The 23,026-nt window shown below is 56.0% G+C and carries 19 protein-coding genes; all 19 read left to right on the forward strand.

Annotated elements, in window-relative coordinates:
• The first annotated feature begins 43 nt into the window (after window positions 1-43).
• The 19 genes from cra (at window position 44) to secA (ending at window position 23,019) form a co-directional block, all read left to right on the forward strand.
• On the forward strand, window positions 44-1,048 hold the full coding sequence (gene cra, locus C3406_RS16535; RefSeq protein WP_103823241.1) for a catabolite repressor/activator: 1,005 nt from the start codon (window positions 44-46) through the stop codon (window positions 1,046-1,048).
• Window positions 1,049-1,647: 599 nt separating this feature from the next.
• The gene (mraZ, locus tag C3406_RS16540; protein ID WP_103178262.1) at window positions 1,648-2,106 is read left to right on the forward strand and encodes a division/cell wall cluster transcriptional repressor MraZ; all 459 of its coding nucleotides are present in this window, start codon (window positions 1,648-1,650) and stop codon (window positions 2,104-2,106) included.
• Between the two features lie 2 nt (window positions 2,107-2,108).
• Window positions 2,109-3,050, forward strand: a complete 942-nt coding sequence (gene rsmH / locus C3406_RS16545; RefSeq protein ID WP_103178263.1) for a 16S rRNA (cytosine(1402)-N(4))-methyltransferase RsmH — start codon at window positions 2,109-2,111, stop codon at window positions 3,048-3,050.
• Window positions 3,047-3,412, forward strand: coding sequence for a cell division protein FtsL (ftsL, locus tag C3406_RS16550; RefSeq protein ID WP_103823242.1), 366 nt, complete (start codon window positions 3,047-3,049; stop codon window positions 3,410-3,412). The genes rsmH and ftsL overlap by 4 nt, the downstream gene beginning before the upstream one ends.
• Before the next feature lie 15 nt (window positions 3,413-3,427).
• Window positions 3,428-5,194 carry a peptidoglycan glycosyltransferase FtsI gene (locus tag C3406_RS16555; RefSeq protein WP_103823243.1) on the forward strand — a complete coding sequence of 589 codons (1,767 nt, stop codon included), beginning with the start codon at window positions 3,428-3,430 and terminating at the stop codon, window positions 5,192-5,194.
• A complete protein-coding gene (gene murE / locus C3406_RS16560; protein WP_103823244.1) occupies window positions 5,181-6,668 on the forward strand; it encodes a UDP-N-acetylmuramoyl-L-alanyl-D-glutamate--2,6-diaminopimelate ligase in 1,488 nt (495 codons plus the stop codon). Before C3406_RS16555 ends, murE begins: the two co-directional genes overlap by 14 nt.
• Window positions 6,665-8,023 carry a UDP-N-acetylmuramoyl-tripeptide--D-alanyl-D-alanine ligase gene (murF, locus tag C3406_RS16565; protein WP_103823245.1) on the forward strand — a complete coding sequence of 453 codons (1,359 nt, stop codon included), beginning with the start codon at window positions 6,665-6,667 and terminating at the stop codon, window positions 8,021-8,023. The genes murE and murF overlap by 4 nt, the downstream gene beginning before the upstream one ends.
• Window positions 8,017-9,099 (forward strand): phospho-N-acetylmuramoyl-pentapeptide-transferase, encoded by a 1,083-nt coding sequence (gene mraY, locus C3406_RS16570; protein ID WP_103823246.1) that lies wholly within the window; start codon window positions 8,017-8,019, stop codon window positions 9,097-9,099. The genes murF and mraY overlap by 7 nt, the downstream gene beginning before the upstream one ends.
• Window positions 9,100-9,101: 2 nt before the next feature.
• A complete protein-coding gene (murD, locus tag C3406_RS16575; protein WP_103823247.1) occupies window positions 9,102-10,418 on the forward strand; it encodes a UDP-N-acetylmuramoyl-L-alanine--D-glutamate ligase in 1,317 nt (438 codons plus the stop codon).
• The gene (ftsW, locus tag C3406_RS16580; protein ID WP_039030375.1) at window positions 10,418-11,662 is read left to right on the forward strand and encodes a cell division protein FtsW; all 1,245 of its coding nucleotides are present in this window, start codon (window positions 10,418-10,420) and stop codon (window positions 11,660-11,662) included. The genes murD and ftsW overlap by 1 nt, the downstream gene beginning before the upstream one ends.
• Entirely contained in the window at window positions 11,659-12,723 is a 1,065-nt protein-coding gene (gene murG / locus C3406_RS16585) for an undecaprenyldiphospho-muramoylpentapeptide beta-N-acetylglucosaminyltransferase (RefSeq protein WP_103823248.1), read from the forward strand. The genes ftsW and murG overlap by 4 nt, the downstream gene beginning before the upstream one ends.
• Before the next feature lie 59 nt (window positions 12,724-12,782).
• Window positions 12,783-14,258: a UDP-N-acetylmuramate--L-alanine ligase gene (murC, locus tag C3406_RS16590; protein ID WP_103823249.1), complete on the forward strand. Its 1,476-nt coding sequence runs from the start codon at window positions 12,783-12,785 to the stop codon at window positions 14,256-14,258.
• A complete protein-coding gene (locus C3406_RS16595; protein ID WP_103823250.1) occupies window positions 14,251-15,171 on the forward strand; it encodes a D-alanine--D-alanine ligase in 921 nt (306 codons plus the stop codon). The genes murC and C3406_RS16595 overlap by 8 nt, the downstream gene beginning before the upstream one ends.
• 1 nt (window position 15,172) lies before the next feature.
• Window positions 15,173-16,006, forward strand: coding sequence for a cell division protein FtsQ (gene ftsQ, locus C3406_RS16600; RefSeq protein WP_103823251.1), 834 nt, complete (start codon window positions 15,173-15,175; stop codon window positions 16,004-16,006).
• Window positions 16,007-16,008: 2 nt separating this feature from the next.
• Window positions 16,009-17,265, forward strand: coding sequence for a cell division protein FtsA (gene ftsA / locus C3406_RS16605; RefSeq protein ID WP_103823252.1), 1,257 nt, complete (start codon window positions 16,009-16,011; stop codon window positions 17,263-17,265).
• A gap of 63 nt (window positions 17,266-17,328) precedes the next feature.
• A complete protein-coding gene (gene ftsZ / locus C3406_RS16610) occupies window positions 17,329-18,480 on the forward strand; it encodes a cell division protein FtsZ (RefSeq protein WP_103823253.1) in 1,152 nt (383 codons plus the stop codon).
• A 101-nt stretch (window positions 18,481-18,581) separates the two neighbouring features.
• Window positions 18,582-19,499 (forward strand): UDP-3-O-acyl-N-acetylglucosamine deacetylase, encoded by a 918-nt coding sequence (gene lpxC, locus C3406_RS16615; RefSeq protein ID WP_103178276.1) that lies wholly within the window; start codon window positions 18,582-18,584, stop codon window positions 19,497-19,499.
• Window positions 19,500-19,749: 250 nt separating this feature from the next.
• Window positions 19,750-20,253 carry a secA translation cis-regulator SecM gene (gene secM / locus C3406_RS16620; protein ID WP_139157116.1) on the forward strand — a complete coding sequence of 168 codons (504 nt, stop codon included), beginning with the start codon at window positions 19,750-19,752 and terminating at the stop codon, window positions 20,251-20,253.
• A gap of 60 nt (window positions 20,254-20,313) precedes the next feature.
• Entirely contained in the window at window positions 20,314-23,019 is a 2,706-nt protein-coding gene (gene secA / locus C3406_RS16625) for a preprotein translocase subunit SecA (RefSeq protein WP_103823254.1), read from the forward strand.
• Window positions 23,020-23,026 lie beyond the last annotated feature (7 nt).

A 23,026-nucleotide genomic window follows, 5' to 3' on the forward strand; every position in this document is an offset into this window, starting at 1 on the left:
CTGACGAGGTCATGGACTCTTTTCTTTTTTTTAAGGGGTAATTGTGAAACTGGATGAAATCGCCAGGCTCGCCGGTGTGTCGCGAACGACGGCAAGCTATGTGATTAACGGTAAAGCGAAGCAGTATCGTGTCAGCGACAAGACCGTTGAGAAAGTCATGGCAGTGGTTCGTGAACATAACTATCATCCGAATGCTGTCGCAGCAGGTCTGCGTGCCGGGCGTACCCGTTCGATCGGCCTGGTGATCCCGGATCTGGAAAACACCAGTTACACCCGGATCGCCAACTATCTTGAGCGTCAGGCGCGTCAGCGCGGCTATCAACTGTTGATCGCCTGCTCAGAAGATCAGCCCGATAACGAAATGCGTTGCATCGAGCATCTGCTCCAGCGCCAGGTCGATGCCATTATCGTTTCAACCTCGTTACCTCCGGAGCATCCTTTCTATCAGCGCTGGGCTAATGATTCCTTCCCGATTGTCGCCCTCGACCGTGCATTAGATCGCGAGCATTTCACCAGCGTGGTGGGCGCCGATCAGGACGATGCTGAAATGCTGGCGGCAGAGTTGCGTACCTTCCCGGCGGAAAATGTCCTCTACCTGGGGGCGTTGCCGGAACTCTCCGTGAGCTTCCTGCGCGAGCAGGGTTTCCGCACCGCCTGGAAAGACGATCCCCGTAAAGTGGATTTCCTCTATGCCAACAGTTACGAGCGCGAAGCCTCGGCGCAGCTGTTCGAGAAGTGGCTGGAAACCCATCCGATGCCACAGGCGCTGTTCACCACCTCTTTTGCCCTGTTGCAAGGGGTGATGGACGTGACGCTGCGCCGCGAAGGTAAGCTGCCGTCCGATCTGGCGATTGCGACCTTTGGCGATCACGAACTGCTCGATTTCCTGCAGTGCCCGGTGCTGGCAGTCGCCCAGCGTCATCGTGACGTGGCAGAACGGGTGCTGGAGATTGTGCTGGCGAGTCTCGATGAGCCGCGTAAGCCTAAACCGGGCCTGACGCGCATCCGTCGTAACCTCTATCGTCGCGGCATATTGAGCCGGTCATAAGAGATACAGGGCAGTGGAAACTGCCCTGAATTTATTGCTATTAATCCGTTCAGGAATGCCCTTATTCTTTTTAAGATAATTCTATAAAAAACATCGCCTCACAGCCTTTTTATTTCACTTTGCTATTTAAAACTTCTTTTCATGTTTATTTAAAAGCCATTAATGACATTATTTGTATTATTTTGTTACACAACCGATCATCATTGCTGAATTATCAACCATTTTTGCCCCCTGAATTTTCCGCCATCCGCTTATCAGCGTTCGACGCGGCGGCAGCGTTGAATCTGGCGCTGTTCACCCCTGACGATATGGCTTAAAATGCCGCCCGCGTCGCAAACTGACACTTTATATTTGGTTGCGACGAAATGAGTGATTTTTAACGCTGCTCTGCATATTGGAGTTTTTTCTCACAAATATTCATCACGTTAATTTTGCCTCGCCAGTTGTACGGTTAATAGCCTGATTAACTTCCGTTCGTAAATCAGTAACATTTAGACTGATGTCGCGGAAGTCCTGGCTTGACAAGCTTTTCCATCGCTCCGTAAACTCCCTTAAGTGGGAATTTGTGGGTAAAAGTGGTGAGGAGGGGTGAGACTGGCATGTTCCGTGGAGCGACGTTAGTCAATCTCGACAGCAAAGGGCGTTTGTCGGTACCAACCCGATATCGCGACCAGCTGAACGAGAGCGCTTCTGGTCAAATGGTCTGCACCATTGACATCAACCACGCCTGCCTGTTGCTTTACCCCTTGCCTGAATGGGAAATCATTGAGCAAAAGCTGTCTCGACTGTCGAGCATGAACCCGCAGGAACGCCGCGTGCAGCGGCTGTTATTGGGTCATGCCAGTGAATGTCAGATGGATAGCGCGGGGCGTTTATTGATTGCGCCAGTGCTGCGGCAGCATGCGGGTCTGACAAAAGAAGTGATGCTGGTCGGACAGTTCAATAAGTTTGAACTGTGGGATGAAACGGCCTGGTATCAACGGGTCAAGGAAGATATCGACGCTGAGCAGTCTGATTCCGCGACATTGTCGGAACGATTGCAGGATTTGTCTCTATAAATATGATGGAAAATTATAAACATACGACGGTGCTACTGGATGAGGCCGTCAATGGCCTGAATATTCGTCCTGATGGCATCTATATTGATGGCACTTTTGGCCGGGGTGGCCACTCACGTTTAATCCTCTCCCAACTGGGCGCGGAAGGCCGTTTGCTGGCGATCGATCGCGATCCGCAGGCCATTGCCGTGGCAAAAACCATTGATGATCCACGCTTTTCTATTGTTCATGGTCCTTTCTCTGCGCTGGCTGATTACGTCAGCGAGCGCGATTTAACCGGCAAGATCGACGGCATTCTTCTCGATCTTGGCGTCTCCTCACCGCAGCTTGATGACGCTGAACGTGGCTTCTCCTTTATGCGCGACGGTCCGCTGGATATGCGTATGGATCCGACGCGCGGCCAGTCCGCCGCCGAGTGGCTGCAAACGGCTGATGAAGCGGATATCGCCTGGGTGATCAAAACCTTTGGCGAAGAGCGTTTTGGCAAGCGTATCGCGCGCGCCATCGTTGAGCGCAACCGCATTGAGCCGATGACCCGCACCAAAGAGCTGGCAGAAGTCATTGCGGCGGCAACGCCGGTGAAGGATAAGTACAAACATCCCGCCACCCGTACTTTCCAGGCGATTCGCATCTGGGTGAACAGCGAGCTCGAGGAGATCGAGCAGGCGCTGAAAAGTTCGCTTGGCGTACTCGCACCGGGTGGTCGCCTGTCGATTATCAGCTTCCACTCGCTGGAAGATCGCATCGTGAAGCGTTTTATGCGCGAGCAAAGCCGCGGTCCGCAGGTTCCGGCCGGGTTACCGATGACGGAAGAGCAGCTTAAAAAGCTGGGTGGCCGTCAGCTGCGCGCATTGGGCAAGTTAATGCCGGGCGAGGCAGAAGTGGAAGAGAATCCACGCGCCCGTAGTTCAGTGCTGCGTATTGCAGAAAGGACGAGTGCATGATCGGCAAAGTGGCAGGCACCTTAAGCAAGGTCAAAGAGACGTTAGGCAGCAACGAGCGTCATGCGTTGCCGGGCGTGATCTGGGACGATCTGTTGCGTTTCGGCAAGCTGCCACTGTGCCTGTTTATTTGCATCATTGTGTCGGCGATCACCGTCGTGACCACCGCGCACCATACCCGTTTGTTAACGGCGCAGCGCGAACAGCTGGTGCTGGAGCGTGATGCGCTGGATATCGAGTGGCGAAATCTGATCCTTGAAGAAAATGCGCTCGGCGATCACAGCCGGGTGGAGCGGATCGCAACGGAAAAGCTGCAGATGCAGCATGTTGATCCCTCTCAGGAAAATATCGTAGTACAAAAATAAGGAAAAACGCGACGCATGAAATCCGCGGCGAAGGCGCTAAAACCAAAACGTCAGGAAGAACAGGCCAGCTTTATCAGCTGGCGTTTTGCGTTGCTGTGCGGCTGCATTTTACTGGCGCTGGGTTTCCTGCTGGGACGCGTGGCGTGGCTGCAGATCATTGCCCCCGACATGCTGGTGCGCCAGGGCGATATGCGCTCTCTACGCGTTCAGGAAGTCTCGACATCGCGTGGCCTGATCACCGACCGTTCTAGCCGCCCGCTGGCGGTCAGCGTACCGGTGAAAGCGATCTGGGCGGATCCAAAAGAGCTGCATGACGCTGGCGGGATCTCCCTGGATAACCGCTGGAAGGCACTCTCTGACGCGCTGAAAATGCCACTCGATCAGCTGGCTGCTCGCGTCAATGCTAACCCGAAAGGACGCTTTATCTATCTGGCGCGTCAGGTAAACCCTGACATGGCCGACTACATCAAAAAGCTGAAGCTGCCCGGCATTCACCTGCGTGAAGAGTCGCGTCGCTACTACCCGTCCGGAGAAGTGACCGCCCACCTGATTGGCTTTACCAACGTCGACAGCCAGGGGATTGAAGGCGTTGAGAAGAGTTTCGATAAGTGGCTGACTGGTCAGCCGGGCGAGCGCGTGGTGCGTAAAGACCGCTATGGTCGCGTGATTGAAGATATCTCTTCAACCGACAGCCAGGCGGCGCACAACCTGGCGTTGAGTATTGACGAGCGTTTGCAGGCGCTGGTCTACCGTGAGCTGAATAACGCCGTTGCCTTTAACAAAGCGGAATCCGGCAGCGCCGTGCTGGTGGATGTCAGCACCGGTGAAGTGCTGGCGATGGCCAACAGCCCGTCTTACAACCCGAACAATTTTACCGGCACGGCCAAAGACGCCATGCGTAACCGTGCCATCACCGACGTCTTCGAGCCGGGTTCCACGGTGAAACCGATGGTGGTGATGACCGCCCTGCAGCGCGGCATCGTCAATGAAAACACCGTGCTGAATACCGTGCCTTACCGCATCAACGGTCACGAGATCAAAGACGTGGCGCGTTACAGCGAATTGACCCTCACCGGGGTTTTACAGAAGTCGAGTAACGTTGGCGTTTCTAAGCTGGCGTTAGCGATGCCGTCCTCAGCGTTGGTAGAAACTTACTCACGTTTTGGGCTGGGAAAGGCGACCAATTTGGGGTTGGTCGGAGAACGCAGTGGCTTATATCCTCAAAAACAACGGTGGTCTGACATAGAGAGGGCCACCTTCTCTTTCGGCTACGGGCTAATGGTAACGCCGTTACAGTTGGCGCGTGTCTATGCAACGATTGGCAGCTATGGCGTCTATCGCCCGCTCTCAATTACCAAAGTTGATCCCCCGGTTCCCGGTGAGCGTATCTTCCCGGAATCGATCGTCCGTACCGTCGTTCACATGATGGAAAGCGTGGCGCTGCCCGGCGGCGGCGGCGTGAAGGCGGCGATCAAAGGCTATCGCATCGCGATCAAAACCGGTACGGCGAAAAAAGTCGGGCCAGATGGCCGCTACATCAATAAATACATTGCATATACCGCAGGCGTTGCACCTGCGAGTAATCCGCGTTTTGCGCTGGTGGTCGTCATCAACGATCCACAGGCGGGTAAATACTACGGTGGCGCCGTTTCCGCGCCGGTCTTCGGTGCCATCATGGGCGGCGTACTGCGCACCATGAACATCGAGCCGGATGCGCTGGCAACGGGCGAGAAAAGTGAATTTGTAATTAATCAAGGCGAGGGAACAGGTGGCAGATCGTAATTTGCGCGACCTTCTTGCTCCGTGGGTAACAGGCTTACCTGCGAGAGAACTGCGAGAGATGGTACTCGACAGCCGTGTGGCTGCCTCGGGCGATCTTTTTGTGGCAGTCGTAGGTCATCAGGCGGACGGGCGTCGGTATATCCCGCAGGCGATAGCGCAAGGTGTTGCTGCCATTATTGCTGAGGCAAAAGATGAGGCCACTGACGGTGAAGCCCGTGAAATGCATGGCGTGCCGGTCATCTATCTCAGCCAGCTGAATGAACGTCTCTCTGCGCTGGCGGGACGTTTTTATAACGAACCCTCTGACCGGTTGCGTCTGGTTGGCGTAACCGGCACCAACGGTAAAACCACCACCACGCAGCTGATGGCGCAGTGGGCGCAACTGCTGGGTGAAACCAGCGCGGTGATGGGGACCGTGGGTAATGGTCTGTTGGGCAAAGTGAACCCAACGGAAAATACCACCGGCTCTGCCGTTGACGTACAGCACGTGCTCGCCGGTCTGGCAGGGCAGGGCGCGACCTTCGCGGCGATGGAAGTCTCTTCTCACGGGCTGGTACAGCACCGTGTCGCGGCGCTGAAATTTGCCGCCTCTGTGTTCACTAACCTGAGCCGGGATCACCTCGATTACCATGGCGACATGGAAAACTACGAAGCGGCGAAATGGCAGCTGTATGCCACGCATCACTGCGGTCAGGCGATCATCAACGCCGATGACGAAGTGGGTCGCCGCTGGCTGGCTAAGCTGCCAGATGCCGTTGCGGTCTCCATGGCCGATCATATCAATCCGAACTGCCATGGCCGCTGGCTGAAGGCCACCGACGTGACCTATCACGATAGCGGCGCGACCATTCGCTTTGCTTCGAGCTGGGGTGAAGGGGAAATCGAGAGTCGCCTGATGGGGGCATTCAACGTCAGCAACCTGCTGCTGGCTCTCGCGACCCTGCTGGCGCTGGGTTATCCGCTGGCGGAACTGCTCCGTACCTCCGCGCGCCTGCAGCCGGTTTGCGGCCGCATGGAAGTCTTCACCGCCCCAGGCAAACCGACGGTGGTGGTGGATTATGCCCACACGCCGGATGCGCTGGAGAAAGCGCTGGAAGCCGCGCGCCTGCACTGCGCCGGTAAACTGTGGTGCGTCTTTGGCTGCGGCGGCGATCGCGATAAAGGCAAACGTCCGCTGATGGGCGCCATTGCTGAACAATTCGCGGATATCGCGGTCGTGACCGATGACAACCCGCGCACCGAAGAGCCGCGCGCCATCATCAACGACATTCTGGCCGGTATGCTGGATGCGGGCCGTGCCCGCGTGGTGGAAGGCCGCGCAGAAGCGGTGACTAACGCCATCATGCAGGCTAACGAGAACGATGTGGTCCTGCTGGCCGGTAAAGGCCACGAAGATTATCAGATTGTCGGCACCAACCGTCTGGATTACTCCGACCGTGTAACCGCGGCGCGTCTGCTGGGAGTAGTGGCATGATCAGCGTAACGCTAAGCCAGCTTGCGACGATCCTGCGCGCAGACGTCAGCGGCGATGAGATGAGTTTCGATGCGGTGACCACCGACACGCGTAAAATCACCCCTGGCTGCCTGTTTGTGGCGCTTAAGGGTGAGCGTTTCGATGCGCACGATTTTGCTGAGCAGGCGAAAGCCGCGGGCGCAGGTGCGCTGCTGGTAAGCCGTAAACTGGATATCGACCTGCCGCAGGCGGTGGTAAAAGATACCCGTCTGGCGTTTGGTGAACTGGCGGCATGGGTTCGCCAGCAGGTTCCGACGCGCGTTGTGGCGCTGACCGGCTCCTCTGGTAAAACGTCCGTTAAAGAGATGACGGCCGCCATCCTCACCCAGTGTGGCAATACTCTCTATACCGCAGGCAATCTGAACAACGATATTGGCGTACCGATGACGCTGCTGCGTCTGACCCGCGAGCATGAGTTTGCGGTAATCGAACTCGGTGCCAATCACCAGGGCGAAATCGCCTGGACCGTTAGCCTGACGCAACCGGAAGCGGCGCTGGTGAATAACCTGGCGGCGGCACATCTGGAAGGTTTCGGCTCGCTCGAAGGCGTGGCAAAAGCGAAGGGCGAGATCTACACCGGCCTGCCGGCCAACGGCATCGCCATTATGAATGCCGACAACAACGACTGGCTGAACTGGCAAAGCGTTATCGGGGATCGCAAAACCTGGCGCTTCTCGCCTAATGCTGCGAACAGCGACTTCACCGCCAACAACATTCATGTGACCTCTCACGGCACCGAATTTACGTTGCAGACCCCAACGGGGAATGTGGACGTACTGCTGCCGCTGCCGGGCCGCCACAACATCGCCAACGCTCTGGCGGCGAGTGCGCTGGCGATGGCCGTCGGCGCGCCGCTGTCTGCTATCAAAAGCGGGCTGGCAAACCTCAAAGCCGTTCCCGGACGCCTGTTCCCGATCCCGCTGGCGGAAAACAAACTGCTGCTGGATGACTCCTACAACGCCAACGTCGGCTCCATGACTGCCGCCGTACAGGTGCTGTCTGAGATGCCTGGCTATCGCGTGATGGTCGTCGGCGATATGGCCGAGCTGGGCGATGAAAGCGAAGCCTGCCACCAGCAGGTAGGCGAGGCGGCAAAAGCCTCCGGTATCGATCGCGTATTAAGCGCCGGTCATCTCAGCAAATTTATCAGCCAGGCCAGCGGCGTCGGTGAGCACTTTGCCGATAAAGCGGCGTTGATCGCTCGCCTTAAGGCACTGGTTGCAGAACAACAAATTGTGACAGTTTTAGTGAAAGGTTCACGCAGTGCTGCCATGGAAGAGGTTGTGCACGCTTTACAGGAGAATGGGACATGTTAGTTTGGCTGGCCGAGCATTTGGTCAAATATTATTCCGGCTTTAACGTCTTTTCCTATCTGACGTTTCGCGCCATCGTCAGCCTGCTGACTGCGCTGTTCATCTCATTGTGGATGGGTCCGCGCATGATTGCCCGTCTGCAAAAACTCTCTTTCGGCCAGGTAGTACGTAACGACGGCCCGGAATCACACTTCAGTAAACGCGGTACGCCGACCATGGGCGGCATTATGATCCTCACCGCGATTGTGGTATCGGTGCTGCTGTGGGCTTACCCGTCAAACCCGTACGTCTGGTGCGTGCTGGTGGTGCTGATCGGATACGGGATTATCGGTTTTGTCGATGACTACCGCAAAGTAGTACGTAAAGACACCAAAGGTCTGATCGCCCGCTGGAAGTATTTCTGGATGTCGGTGATTGCCCTGGGCGTGGCCTTCGCGCTCTATCTGGCAGGAAAAGACACCCCCGCTACCGAGCTGGTGGTGCCGTTCTTTAAAGATGTGATGCCGCAGCTGGGCCTGTTCTACATTCTGCTGGCCTACTTTGTGATTGTCGGTACCGGCAACGCGGTCAACCTGACCGACGGCCTGGATGGCCTGGCCATTATGCCAACGGTCTTCGTCGCGGCGGGCTTTGCCCTGGTGGCGTGGGCGAGCGGCAACATGAACTTCGCCAGCTATCTGCATATTCCTTATCTGCGCCACGCCGGTGAGCTGGTGATCGTCTGCACGGCGATTGTCGGCGCAGGTTTAGGCTTCCTGTGGTTCAACACCTACCCGGCGCAGGTCTTTATGGGCGACGTCGGTTCGCTGGCACTGGGCGGCGCGCTGGGCATTATCGCCGTGCTGCTGCGCCAGGAGTTCCTGCTGGTGATCATGGGCGGTGTGTTCGTGGTTGAAACCCTGTCGGTGATCCTGCAGGTAGGCTCTTTCAAGCTGCGCGGACAACGCATCTTCCGGATGGCGCCTATCCATCACCACTATGAACTGAAAGGCTGGCCGGAACCGCGCGTCATCGTGCGCTTCTGGATTATTTCGCTGATGCTGGTGCTGATTGGCCTGGCAACGCTGAAGGTACGTTAATCATGGCAGATTACCAGGGTAAAAAAGTCGTTATCATCGGGTTAGGCTTAACCGGCCTCTCCTGCGTGGACTTTTTCCTCGCGCGGGGCGTCACGCCGCGCGTGATGGATACGCGTGTCTCTCCGCCTGGTCTGGATAAACTGCCGGAACAGGTTGAACGCCACCTTGGTGGTCTGAATGATGACTGGCTGCTGGCAGCCGATCTGATTGTGGCCAGCCCCGGTATGGCGCTGGCGCACCCTTCACTGAGCGCCGCGGCCGATGCGGGCGTTGAGATTGTCGGTGATATCGAGTTGTTCTGCCGCGAAGCGCAGGCGCCGGTTATCGCCATTACCGGTTCTAACGGAAAAAGCACCGTCACCACCCTGGTGGGTGAGATGGCGAAAGCGGCGGGCAAAAATGTCGGCGTTGGCGGCAACATTGGTTTGCCGGCGCTGATGCTGCTGGACAAAGGTTGTGAGCTGTACGTGCTGGAACTCTCCAGCTTCCAGCTGGAGACCACCTCCAGCCTGCATGCGGCCGCGGCCACGATCCTGAACGTGACGGAAGATCATATGGACAGGTATCCGTTTGGTCTGCAGCAGTATCGCGCTGCCAAACTGCGTATTTATGAAAATGCGAAAGTCTGCGTCGTTAACGCCGATGATGCTCTGACCATGCCAGTACGTGGCGCTGATGACCGCTGCATCAGCTTTGGTATCACCATGGGTGATTATCATCTGAACCGTCAACTGGGTGAAACCTGGCTGCGGGTGAAAGGTGAAAAAGTGCTGAACGTGAAGGAGATGAAGCTTTCCGGTCAGCATAACTACACTAATGCGCTGGCGGCGCTGGCGCTGGCGGATGCCGTCGGTCTGCCACGTTCCTCCAGCTTGCAGGCGTTAACCACCTTTACCGGCCTGGCGCACCGTTTCCAGCTGGCGCTGGAGCATAACGGGGTACGCTGGATCAATGATTCCAAAGCCACCAACGTCGGCAGCACCGAAGCGGCGCTGAACGGCCTGCACGTCGACGGCACTCTGCATCTGCTGCTGGGTGGCGACGGTAAATCCGCCGATTTCACCTCTCTGAAGCAGTATCTCTCCGGCGATAACATCCGTCTCTACTGCTTTGGTCGTGACGGCAGTGAACTGGCTGAACTGCGTCCTGAGATTGCCGAGCAGACCGAAACCATGGAACAGGCAATGCGCCTGATTGCCCCTCGCGTGAAGCCGGGCGATATGGTGCTGCTCTCTCCGGCCTGCGCCAGCCTCGATCAGTTTAAGAATTTCGAACAGCGGGGCGATCTCTTTACCCGCCTGGCGAAGGAGTTAGGCTGATGCGTTTCTCTCTCCCTCGCCCAAAAATGCCGCGCCTGCCAGGATTTGGCATCCTGGTCTGGATCTCGTCGGCATTAAAAGGCTGGGTCATGGGCTCCCGGGATAAAGACTCCGATAGCCTGGTGATGTACGACCGCATGCTGCTCTGGCTCACGCTGGGGCTGGCGGCGATTGGTTTTATTATGGTGACCTCGGCATCGATGCCTGTCGGGCAACGACTGGCGAACGATCCTTTCCTGTTTGCCAAGCGTGATGGGCTCTACATCATCCTGGCGTTCTGTCTGGCGATGGTGACGTTACGCCTGCCGATGGCGTTCTGGCAGCGCCACAGTACCGCCATGCTCATCGCCTCGATCGTGATGCTGCTGATTGTGCTGGTGGTCGGGAGCTCGGTGAACGGGGCATCGCGCTGGATTGCTTTTGGCCCGCTGCGTATTCAGCCGGCGGAATTTACTAAGCTCTCGCTCTTCTGCTATCTCGCCAACTACCTGGTGCGTAAAGTGGATGAGGTGCGTAACAACCTGCGCGGTTTCTTAAAACCGATGGGCGTGATTCTGGTGCTGGCGGTACTGCTGCTGGCCCAGCCGGACCTCGGGACCGTGGTGGTACTGTTCGTCACCACGCTGGCGATGCTGTTCCTGGCGGGGGCGAAACTCTGGCAGTTCATCGCCATCATCGGGATGGGGATCTCCGCGGTCGTGCTGCTGATCCTCGCCGAGCCGTATCGTATCCGCCGCGTGACCTCTTTCTGGAATCCCTGGGAAGATCCGTTCGGCAGCGGTTATCAGCTGACCCAGTCGTTGATGGCCTTTGGCCGCGGTGAAATGTGGGGCCAGGGGCTGGGGAACTCGGTCCAGAAACTGGAATATTTACCCGAGGCGCATACCGACTTCATCTTCTCCATTATTGGGGAAGAACTGGGTTATATCGGTGTGGTATTGGCGCTATTAATGGTATTCTTCGTCGCTTTCCGTGCGATGTCGATTGGCCGAAAAGCGCTGGTTATCGATCACCGTTTTTCAGGCTTTTTAGCCTGCTCAATCGGGATCTGGTTTAGCTTCCAGGCGTTGGTTAACGTAGGTGCTGCAGCAGGTATGCTGCCAACCAAAGGTCTGACATTGCCGTTAATCAGTTACGGTGGTTCGAGTCTGTTGATCATGTCGACCGCCATTATGTTCTTGTTACGCATAGATTATGAAACGCGTCTGGAAAATGCCCAGGCGTTTACACGAGGTTCACGATGAATCAACCGAAGCGGTTAATGGTGATGGCGGGCGGTACTGGCGGACATGTGTTCCCCGGGCTCGCGGTTGCGCACCATTTAATGGATCAGGGCTGGCAGGTACGCTGGCTGGGAACCGCCGACCGCATGGAGGCCGATCTGGTGCCGAAGCACGGGATTGAGATCGACTTTATTCGTATCTCCGGCCTGCGCGGCAAGGGAATCAAAGCGTTGCTGCTGGCGCCGGTGCGTATTTTCAACGCCTGGCGTCAGGCGCGGGCGATCATGAAGCGTTTTAAGCCGGACGTAGTGCTGGGGATGGGCGGTTATGTCTCCGGTCCTGGCGGACTGGCGGCGTGGTCGCTCGGTATTCCGGTTGTGCTCCACGAGCAGAACGGTATCGCGGGCCTGACCAATAAATGGCTGGCGAAAATTGCCAGCAAAGTGATGCAGGCTTTTCCAGGGGCATTCCCGAAAGCCGACGTGGTAGGCAATCCGGTGCGTGTTGACGTGCTGGCCCTGCCGTTGCCGCAGGAGCGACTCGTTGGCCGTGAAGGGCCGGTGCGGGTGCTGGTTGTGGGCGGCTCTCAGGGCGCGCGGGTGCTGAACCAGACGCTGCCGCAGGTGGCGGCGAAGCTCGGCAGCGCTGTGACCATCTGGCATCAAAGCGGAAAAGGCGCGCAGCAAACGGTAGAGCAAGCCTATGCCGAAGCCGGACAGCCGCAGCATAAAGTGACTGAATTTATCGACGACATGGCGGCGGCATATGCCTGGGCCGATGTCGTGGTCTGCCGCTCCGGCGCGCTGACGGTGAGCGAGATCGCCGCCGCTGGTCTGCCGGCGCTGTTTGTGCCGTTCCAGCACAAAGACCGTCAGCAGTACTGGAATGCGCTGCCGCTTGAGAAAGCCGGCGCCGCGAAAATTTTTGAACAGCCGCAGTTTACCGCCGACGCAGTCGCCACCACCCTGGCGGGCTGGGACCGGGAGACATTACTGGCGATGGCGCAGCACGCACGTGCCGCCGCGATCCCGGATGCAACGGAGCGGGTGGCGAAAGAAGTGAGCCTGGCAGCCCAGGCGTAACCCTCGCAGCGCGTGTTGCGCTGCACGATTTTTTTGAAGTAGTCGATGGCGTTTAGAGAATGAATACACAACAACTGGCGAAACTGCGTTCAATCGTGCCCGAGATGCGTCGCGTCCGGCACATTCACTTTGTTGGCATCGGCGGCGCCGGTATGGGCGGTATTGCCGAGGTGCTGGCAAATGAAGGCTACCAGATCAGCGGGTCCGATCTGGCGCCGAACCCTGTTACGCAACAGTTGGCGTCGCTGGGTGCGACCATCTATTTTAATCACCGCCCGGAAAACGTGCTTGATGCGAGCGTAGTCGTGGTCTCCAGCGCCATTCCCGCCGATAACCCGGAAATCGTTGCGGCACATGAAGCGCGTATCCCGGTGATCCGCCGCGCGGAGATGCTGGCCGAGCTGATGCGTTTTCGTCACGGCATCGCCATTGCCGGTACGCACGGTAAAACCACCACTACGGCGATGGTCTCCAGTATTTATGCCGAAGCGGGTCTCGATCCAACCTTCGTTAACGGCGGCCTGGTCAAAGCGGCGGGCGTGCATGCTCGTCTGGGGCACAGCCGTTATCTCATCGCGGAAGCGGATGAGAGCGACGCCTCGTTCCTGCATTTGCAGCCAATGGTGGCGATTGTGACCAACATCGAAGCCGACCATATGGATACCTACCAGGGCGACTTCGAAAATTTAAAGCAAACCTTTATAAACTTTTTGCACAACCTGCCGTTTTATGGACGTGCGGTCATGTGCATTGACGATCCGGTGATCCGCGAGCTGCTGCCGCGTGTCGGACGTCAGATCACCACATACGGTTTCAGCGAAGATGCTGATGTCCGCATAGAGAGTTTCAAACAGATCGGTGCGCAGGGGCATTTCACCCTGGCGCGTCAGGATAAAGAGCTGCTGCAGGTGACGCTTAACGCGCCAGGGCGCCATAACGCCCTTAACGCTGCGGCAGCCGTTGCGGTCGCCACAGAGGAAGGCATTGACGACGAGGCGATTCTGCGGGCGCTGGAAAGCTTCCAGGGAACCGGGCGCCGTTTTGATTTCCTCGGCGAGTTTCCGCTGGATGGGGTTAACGGCAAAAGCGGCACTGCAATGCTGGTGGATGACTACGGACACCACCCGACAGAAGTGGATGCCACGATCAAAGCGGCGCGCGCGGGCTGGCCGGACAAAAATCTGGTTATGCTGTTCCAGCCACACCGTTACACCCGTACCCGTGACTTATACGACGATTTCGCTAATGTGCTCTCACAGGTTGATACGTTGCTGATGCTGGAAGTGTACTCAGCGGGTGAGACGGCCATTCCGGGTGCCGACAGCCGTTCGCTGTGCCGTACCATTCGTGGGCGCGGCAAGGTCGACCCGATTCTGGTCTCCGATCATGCCCAGGCGGCAGCCATGCTTGCCCCGGTATTGACCGGCAATGATTTGATTCTGGTGCAGGGGGCAGGAAATATCGGCAAAATCGCCCGTACACTGGCCGAAATCAAACTTAAGCCGCAAATTTCGGAGGAAGAGCGCCATGGCTGATAAGATTGCGGTCCTCGCTGGCGGCACCTCGGCTGAGCGCGAGGTCTCCCTGAATTCTGGTGCCGCGGTGCTGGCAGGGCTGCGGGAAGGTGACGTTGATGCGCATCTGGTCGATCCGAAAGAGACTGACGTGACGCGCCTGAAAGAGATGGGTTTTGACAAAGTGTTTATCGCGCTGCACGGTCGCGGCGGGGAAGATGGCACGTTGCAGGGCTTGCTGGATATCATCGGCCTGCCTTATACCGGCAGCGGCGTGATGGCGTCGGCCATCTCCATGGACAAACTGCGCAGCAAACTGCTCTGGCAGGGCGCCGGCTTACCGGTTGCGCCGTGGGTGGCATTGACCCGTCGTGAATTTGAGCAGGGTCTTACCGAAAGCGTGAGCGAGCGTATTGTTGCCCTGGGTTTACCGGTGATCGTTAAGCCCAGCCGTGAAGGCTCAAGCGTAGGAATGTCTAAAGTAGACAAAGCTGACGATATATCATCTGCATTAGCGCTGGCATTTCAACATGATGAAGAAGTTCTGGTGGAAAAATGGCTAAGCGGACCGGAATTTACCGTTGCGATGCTCGGTGAAGAAATTTTACCGTCAATTCGTATCCAACCTGCCGGAACCTTCTATGATTATGAGGCGAAGTATCTCTCTGATGAGACGCAATATTTCTGTCCAAGTGGTCTGGAAGCGGAGCGTGAAGCCATTTTAAATGCTCTGGTGCTTAAAGCCTGGCATGTACTTGGCTGCCGTGGCTGGGGACGAATTGATGTGATGCAGGATAGCGACGGGCAGTTTTATCTGCTGGAAGCCAATACCTCACCGGGTATGACAAGCCACAGTCTGGTGCCGATGGCGGCTCGCCAGGCGGGAATGAGCTTCTCGCAGCTGGTGGTTCGCATTCTGGATCAGGCGGGCTGATATGTCTCAGGCTGCGCTGAACACGCGAAACCGCGACGAGGAAGAAGAATATACTTCCCGGCGGAGTAATGGAACGCGTCTTGCAGGGATCACCTTCCTGCTCGCCGTGCTGTGTACTGTGTTTGTTAGCGGCTGGATGGTGCTCGGCTGGATGGAAGATGCACAACGTCTGCCTCTGTCGAAACTGGTAGTAACGGGTGACCGTCACTACACGCGTAATGATGATATTCGTCAGTCGATCCTGGCATTAGGATCGCCCGGCACCTTCATGACGCAGGATGTAAACATTATTCAGAGTCAGATTGAGCGCCTGCCATGGATTAAACAGGCAAGCGTCAGAAAGCAATGGCCTGATGAATTGAAGATTCATCTGGTTGAATATGTACCCATTGCGCGTTGGAATGATCAGCATATGGTTGACGTAGAGGGAGTTTCTTTCAGCGTCCCGGCCGATCGTGTCAGCAAGCAAAATTTACCTATGTTGTATGGGCCGGAAGGCAGCGAAAATGAAGTGCTGGAAGGTTTTCGTAGCATGGGGAAAGTGCTGGCTAAGGATCGTTTTACCCTGAAACAGGCTGCAATGACAGCGCGTCGTTCCTGGCAGTTGACGCTAACGAACGATATTAAGCTGAACCTGGGGCGGGGTGACACGATGAAGCGTCTGGAACGTTTTGTAGAACTCTATCCCGTTCTGCAGCAGCAGGCGCAGGCTGAAGGCAAAAGGATTAGCTACGTTGATTTGCGCTATGACTCAGGCGCATCGGTCGGGTGGTCCCCGGCCCCGGTTGAGGAACCTAATCAGCAACAGAATCAGGCTCAGGCACAGGCAGAATAACAATGATCAAGGCGACGGACAGAAAACTGGTAGTAGGACTGGAGATTGGCACTGCGAAGGTTGCTGCTTTAGTAGGGGAAGTTCTGCCCGACGGTATGGTCAATATCATTGGCGTGGGCAGCTGCCCCTCCCGTGGTATGGATAAAGGTGGGGTAAACGACCTCGAGTCGGTGGTGAAATGCGTACAGCGCGCTATCGATCAGGCCGAACTAATGGCAGATTGCCAGATTTCCTCCGTGTATCTGGCACTCTCTGGCAAACATATCAGCTGCCAGAATGAGATCGGTATGGTGCCGATCTCAGAAGAAGAAGTCTCGCAGGAAGACGTCGAGAACGTAGTGCATACTGCGAAGTCGGTGCGTGTCCGCGATGAGCATCGCGTACTGCATGTGATCCCGCAGGAATACGCCATCGACTATCAGGAAGGCATTAAAAATCCGGTAGGACTTTCAGGCGTGCGTATGCAGGCAAAAGTGCACTTGATCACATGTCACAACGATATGGCGAAGAACATTGTTAAAGCCGTGGAACGTTGTGGCCTGAAAGTTGACCAACTTATTTTCGCCGGTCTGGCGGCAAGTTATTCGGTGCTGACCGAAGACGAACGTGAGCTGGGCGTCTGTGTCGTCGATATCGGCGGTGGTACTATGGACATGGCCGTCTATACCGGCGGTGCGCTGCGCCACACTAAAGTTATCCCTTATGCAGGGAATGTGGTCACCAGCGATATCGCGTATGCCTTTGGTACGCCACCGAGCGATGCTGAGGCGATTAAAGTGCGCCACGGGTGTGCGCTGGGCTCCATCGTGAGCAAAGATGAGAGCGTCGAAGTGCCGAGCGTCGGTGGTCGTCCGCCGCGCAGCCTGCAGCGCCAGACGTTGGCCGAGGTCATTGAGCCGCGTTATACCGAGCTGCTCAACCTCGTGAACGAAGAGATTTTGCAATTACAGGAACAGCTTCGCCAACAGGGGGTTAAACATCATCTTGCGGCGGGGATTGTATTAACCGGCGGCGCGGCGCAAATTGAAGGTCTTGCGGCTTGCGCTCAGCGCGTGTTCCATACGCAGGTGCGCATTGGGGCACCGCTGAACATCACCGGTCTGACGGATTATGCTCAGGAGCCGTATTACTCAACGGCAGTGGGCTTGCTTCATTACGGGAAGGAAACCCATCTTAGTGGCGAAGCAGAAGTAGAAAAACGCACGTCGGTGGGTTCGTGGTTTAAACGAATCAACACCTGGCTGCGAAAAGAGTTTTAATTTTTGTAAGAGACCGGAGAGAATTAACGGTTTCAGGCGACAGGCACAAAACGGAGAGAAACTATGTTTGAACCTATGGAACTGACCAACGACGCGGTGATTAAAGTCATCGGCGTCGGTGGCGGCGGCGGTAATGCTGTAGAGCACATGGTGCGCGAGCGCATCGAAGGTGTTGAATTCTTCGCGGTGAACACCGATGCGCAGGCACTGCGTAAGACGGCTGTTGGCCAGACAATTCAGATCGGCGGCGGCATCACCAAAGGGCTGGGAGCTGGGGCAAACCCGGAAGTCGGCCGTAACGCTGCAGAAGAAGATCGTGAAGCACTGCGTGCGGCACTGGATGGTGCAGACATGGTGTTTATTGCCGCAGGCATGGGCGGTGGTACCGGAACCGGTGCTGCGCCAGTTGTTGCGGAAGTGGCTAAAGATTTAGGTATCCTGACTGTTGCTGTTGTGACTAAGCCTTTCAACTTTGAAGGCAAGAAGCGTATGGCGTTTGCAGAGCAGGGTATCACCGAGCTGTCCAAGCATGTGGACTCGCTGATCACTATTCCAAACGACAAACTGCTGAAAGTGCTGGGTCGTGGCATCTCTCTGCTGGACGCTTTTGGCGCGGCGAACGATGTCCTGAAAGGCGCAGTCCAGGGTATTGCCGAGCTGATCACCCGTCCAGGCCTGATGAACGTCGACTTTGCTGACGTGCGCACCGTGATGTCCGAAATGGGCTACGCGATGATGGGCTCCGGCGTGGCGAAAGGTGAAGACCGTGCAGAAGAAGCCGCTGAAATGGCGATCTCTTCTCCGCTGCTGGAAGATATCGATCTGTCTGGCGCGCGCGGCGTGCTGGTTAACATCACTGCGGGCTTCGACCTGCGTCTGGATGAGTTCGAAACCGTGGGTAACACCATCCGTGCGTTCGCGTCTGATAACGCAACCGTGGTAATCGGTACTTCGCTTGATCCTGAAATGAACGATGAGCTGCGCGTAACGGTTGTTGCGACCGGTATCGGCATGGACAAACGTCCTGAGATCACCTTGGTGACCAACAAAACTACACAGCAGCCGGTGATGGATCGCTACCAGCCGCACGGCATGGCGCCATTGACCCAGGAGCAGAAACCTGCCGCTAAGGTGGTGAATGACAATACTCCACAAACGCAGAAAGAGCCGGATTATCTGGACATTCCAGCATTCCTGCGTAAACAAGCTGATTAAGAATTAGCTGGAATTAGGGAATTTACGCTCTTTGTGCTAAACTGGCCGCCCGATAGTGATGTACACTCTCGGTTGGATAAGTAACTTGGCGAGATTATACGATGATCAAACAAAGGACATTAAAACGTATCGTTCAGGCGACAGGTGTCGGTTTACATACCGGCAAGAAAGTCACCCTGACGTTGCGCCCTGCGCCGGCCAATACCGGGGTCATCTATCGTCGCACCGACTTGAATCCACCGGTAGATTTCCCGGCTGATGCCAAATCTGTGCGTGATACCATGCTCTGTACTTGCCTGGTGAATGAGCATGACGTGCGGATCTCTACCGTAGAGCACCTGAATGCCGCCCTGGCGGGTCTGGGTATCGACAACATTATTGTTGAAGTCGATGCGCCGGAAATCCCGATTATGGATGGCAGTGCTGCACCGTTCGTCTACCTATTGTTGGACGCCGGCATCGAAGAATTGAACAGTGCGAAGAAATTCGTACGTATCAAAGAGACCGTTCGTGTCCAGGATGGCGACAAATGGGCTGAATTCAAGCCGTTTAATGGTTTTTCGTTGGATTTCACCATCGACTTTAACCATCCGGCGATTGATTCAAGCACCCAGCGCTATGCGATGAACTTCTCTGCTGATGCGTTTATGCGTCAGATCAGTCGAGCGCGTACGTTTGGTTTCATGCGTGATATCGAATATCTGCAGTCCCGCGGCCTGTGCTTGGGCGGCAGCTTCGATTGTGCCATCGTTGTTGACGATTATCGCGTACTGAACGAAGACGGCCTGCGTTTTGAAGACGAATTCGTTCGTCACAAAATGCTGGATGCAATCGGCGACCTGTTCATGTGTGGTCACAACATCATTGGTGCGTTTACCGCGTATAAATCCGGTCACGCGCTGAACAACAAATTGTTGCAGGCTGTTCTGGCAAAACAGGAAGCCTGGGAATATGTGACCTTCGAAGACGAAGCTGAACTGCCACTGGCATTCAAAGCACCGAGCACGGTTCTGGCGTAACGGTAAATTCCGTTATGTAAATTCGACTGGTTGACCTGGCACTCTCTCCGGCCAGGGAGACCAGTCGTTTTTGTTTTTATCTTCCCCGTATCGCTGTAGTCAATGGCGCGTTTGCTGATTTCATCACCATTTTTAACCTCCTCTGTGGCGCAATACTGCTGCTGCAACCCGGCTTTAGTGTTACTATCTTTGCGCGAAAATATAAAAATCATACGGTGAGCCGAAGGTTCATTTACTTGTGGTGGGGCAATTGAGCGGAATTCTGACGCGCTGGCGACAATTTGGCAGACGTTACTTCTGGCCGCATCTCCTTCTGGGGATGGTCGCGGCGAGTCTTGGCCTGCCCGCGCTCAGCAGTAACACCGAAACCGCAAATCCGGCAAAGACCACTACCACCCGCCACGATCTGAGCACGCGGGTCAATTTCACGAATCTCGCCCTGCTGGAAGCGAACCGCCGACCCAACTTCACGGTGGATTACTGGCATCAGCATGCGATTCGTACCGTCATCCGGCATCTCTCCTTTGCCATGGCGCCACAGGCGTTACCCGTAGTTGAAGAGCCTCTCCCGGTACAGGCGCACCATCTGGCGCTGCTCGATACACTCACAACGCTGCTTACGCAGCAAAGCAAGCCGCCGGTTATTGTCCGTCAGGTCGCGCTTGCAGCATTTTATCCACAGACCGCTTTCTCTGTCTCCGCCTGGATTAGCCAGGTGCAGGGCATCCGCGCCGGACCTCAACGCCTCAGCTAAATTAACCCTTGTTCAATACCTTAATTTAACTGCCCATTATGGGGTGTTTGAGAATTTATTATGTTAATCAAATTACTAACTAAAGTTTTCGGTAGTCGTAACGATCGTACCCTGCGCCGCATGCGCAAAGCCGTCGGTGTCATCAATGGCCTTGAGCCAGCGATGGAAAAACTCTCTGATGAAGAGCTGAAAGCCAAAACCGCTGAATTCCGTGCCCGCCTTGCAAAAGGTGAAACTGTTGAAAGCCTGATCCCGGAAGCGTTCGCCGTTGTGCGTGAAGCGAGTAAGCGCGTGTTTGGCATGCGTCATTTCGACGTGCAGCTGCTGGGCGGGATGGTGCTGAACGACCGCTGCATCGCCGAGATGCGTACCGGTGAAGGTAAAACCCTGACCGCGACTCTGCCTGCCTACGTCAACGCCCTGTCGGGTAAAGGCGTGCACGTGGTTACCGTCAACGACTATCTGGCGCAGCGTGACGCCGAAAACAACCGTCCACTGTTCGAATTCCTCGGTATGACCGTCGGGATCAACATGTCTGGTTTGCCAGCGCCTGCGAAACGCGAAGCCTATAACGCCGACATCACCTACGGTACCAACAACGAATACGGCTTTGACTACCTGCGTGACAACATGGCCTTCAGCCCGGAAGAGCGCGTCCAGCGTAAGCTGCACTATGCGCTGGTGGATGAGGTGGACTCCATTCTGATCGACGAAGCGCGTACGCCGCTGATCATCTCTGGCCCGGCTGAAGACAGCTCCGAGATGTATCGTAAAGTCGATAAAATCATTCCGCACCTGATCCGTCAGGAGAAAGAGGATTCTGACACCTTCCAGGGTGAAGGTCACTTCTCCGTTGACGAAAAAGCCCGTCAGGTGAACCTGACCGAGCGCGGTCTGGTGCAGATCGAAGAGTTGCTGGTTGCCCAGGGCATTATGGAAGAGGGCGAGTCACTCTACTCCCCAGGCAACATCATGCTGATGCACCACGTGACCGCGGCGCTGCGTGCGCACGTGCTCTTTACCCGTGACGTGGACTACATCGTTAAAGATGGCGAAGTCATTATCGTCGACGAACACACCGGTCGTACCATGCAGGGTCGCCGCTGGTCCGACGGTCTGCATCAGGCGGTTGAAGCCAAAGAAGGTGTCGATATCCAGAACGAAAACCAGACGCTGGCATCCATTACCTTCCAGAACTACTTCCGTCTGTACGAGAAGCTGGCAGGGATGACCGGTACGGCGGATACCGAAGCCTTCGAATTCAGCTCCATCTATAAGCTGGATACCGTAGTCGTGCCAACCAACCGTCCAATGATCCGTAAGGATATGCCGGACCTGGTCTACATGACCGAAGCGGAAAAAATTCAGGCCATCATTGAAGATATCCGCGATCGTACCGCTGCAGGCCAGCCGGTGCTGGTGGGGACTATCTCCATTGAAAAATCGGAAGTGGTCTCCAATGAGCTGACCAAAGCCGGTATCAAACACAACGTGCTGAACGCCAAGTTCCACGCTAAAGAGGCCGATATTGTTGCCCAGGCGGGTTATCCGGCAGCCGTGACCATCGCCACCAACATGGCGGGTCGTGGTACCGACATTATGCTGGGCGGTAGCTGGCAGGCTGAAGTGGCTGCGCTGGAAAACCCAACCCCGGAACAGATTGCGCAGATCAAAGCCGACTGGCAGGTTCGTCACGATGCGGTTCTGGCTGCGGGCGGTCTGCACATCATCGGTACGGAACGTCACGAATCTCGTCGTATTGACAACCAGCTGCGTGGCCGTGCGGGTCGTCAGGGTGATGCCGGTTCTTCACGCTTCTATCTGTCGATGGAAGATGCGTTGATGCGTATCTTCGCCTCTGACCGTGTGTCGGGCATGATGCGTAAACTGGGTATGAAGCCGGGCGAAGCGATTGAACACCCGTGGGTGACCAAAGCCATCGCCAACGCCCAGCGTAAAGTGGAAAGCCGTAACTTCGATATTCGTAAGCAGCTGCTTGAGTACGATGATGTGGCCAACGACCAGCGTCGCGCTATCTACACTCAGCGTAACGAACTGCTGGACGTTTCCGACGTGAGTGAAACCATCAACAGCATTCGCGAAGATGTCTTCAAAGCGACTATCGATAACCATATTCCACCGCAATCTCTGGAAGAGATGTGGGATGTTGAAGGTCTGCAGGCGCGTCTGAAAAACGACTTCGACCTAGATCTGCCGATTCAGGAGTGGCTGGATAAAGAGCCGGAGCTGCATGAAGAGACCCTGCGCGAGCGTATTTTCGCTAACGCCCTGGAAGTCTATAAGCGTAAAGAAGAAGTGGTTGGCGCCGAGATGATGCGTCATTTCGAAAAAGGCGTGATGCTGCAAACCCTGGACTCCCTGTGGAAAGAGCACCTGGCGGCGATGGACTATCTGCGTCAGGGGATCCATCTGCGTGGCTATGCGCAAAAAGATCCGAAGCAGGAGTACAAGCGCGAATCCTTTGCCATGTTTGCCTCTATGCTTGAATCCCTGAAGTACGAAGTGATCAGCACCCTGAGCAAGGTCCAGGTGCGCATGCCGGAAGAAGTGGAAGAGATGGAACAGCAGCGTCGTGAAGAAGCCGAACGTCTGGCTCAGATGCAGCAGCTCAGCCATCAGGACGACGAAGAAGCCGCCGCTGCCGCGATTGCCGCGCAGTCCGGTGAGCGTAAGGTCGGTCGTAACGATCCGTGCCCGTGCGGTTCCGGTAAAAAATACAAACAGTGCCATGGCCGTCTGAGCTAAGCATTAA

The organism is Leclercia sp. LSNIH8, from assembly GCF_002920195.1.
GTDB lineage: Bacteria > Pseudomonadota > Gammaproteobacteria > Enterobacterales > Enterobacteriaceae > Enterobacter.

Bases quoted from the DNA above. Each gene is read 5' to 3' on its own strand.
- lpxC (WP_103178276.1), top strand. From the start codon at position 18,582: ATGATCAAACAAAGGACATTAAAACGTATCGTTCAGGCGACAGGTGTC.
- murD (WP_103823247.1), top strand. From the start codon at position 9,102: ATGGCAGATTACCAGGGTAAAAAAGTCGTTATCATCGGGTTAGGCTTA.
- ftsA (WP_103823252.1), top strand. From the start codon at position 16,009: ATGATCAAGGCGACGGACAGAAAACTGGTAGTAGGACTGGAGATTGGC.
- ftsQ (WP_103823251.1), top strand. From the start codon at position 15,173: ATGTCTCAGGCTGCGCTGAACACGCGAAACCGCGACGAGGAAGAAGAA.
- rsmH (WP_103178263.1), top strand. From the start codon at position 2,109: ATGATGGAAAATTATAAACATACGACGGTGCTACTGGATGAGGCCGTC.
- C3406_RS16595 (WP_103823250.1), top strand. From the start codon at position 14,251: ATGGCTGATAAGATTGCGGTCCTCGCTGGCGGCACCTCGGCTGAGCGC.
- ftsW (WP_039030375.1), top strand. From the start codon at position 10,418: ATGCGTTTCTCTCTCCCTCGCCCAAAAATGCCGCGCCTGCCAGGATTT.
- murF (WP_103823245.1), top strand. From the start codon at position 6,665: ATGATCAGCGTAACGCTAAGCCAGCTTGCGACGATCCTGCGCGCAGAC.
- C3406_RS16555 (WP_103823243.1), top strand. From the start codon at position 3,428: ATGAAATCCGCGGCGAAGGCGCTAAAACCAAAACGTCAGGAAGAACAG.
- ftsZ (WP_103823253.1), top strand. From the start codon at position 17,329: ATGTTTGAACCTATGGAACTGACCAACGACGCGGTGATTAAAGTCATC.
- ftsL (WP_103823242.1), top strand. From the start codon at position 3,047: ATGATCGGCAAAGTGGCAGGCACCTTAAGCAAGGTCAAAGAGACGTTA.
- murG (WP_103823248.1), top strand. From the start codon at position 11,659: ATGAATCAACCGAAGCGGTTAATGGTGATGGCGGGCGGTACTGGCGGA.
- secA (WP_103823254.1), top strand. From the start codon at position 20,314: ATGTTAATCAAATTACTAACTAAAGTTTTCGGTAGTCGTAACGATCGT.
- murC (WP_103823249.1), top strand. From the start codon at position 12,783: ATGAATACACAACAACTGGCGAAACTGCGTTCAATCGTGCCCGAGATG.
- mraZ (WP_103178262.1), top strand. From the start codon at position 1,648: ATGTTCCGTGGAGCGACGTTAGTCAATCTCGACAGCAAAGGGCGTTTG.
- mraY (WP_103823246.1), top strand. From the start codon at position 8,017: ATGTTAGTTTGGCTGGCCGAGCATTTGGTCAAATATTATTCCGGCTTT.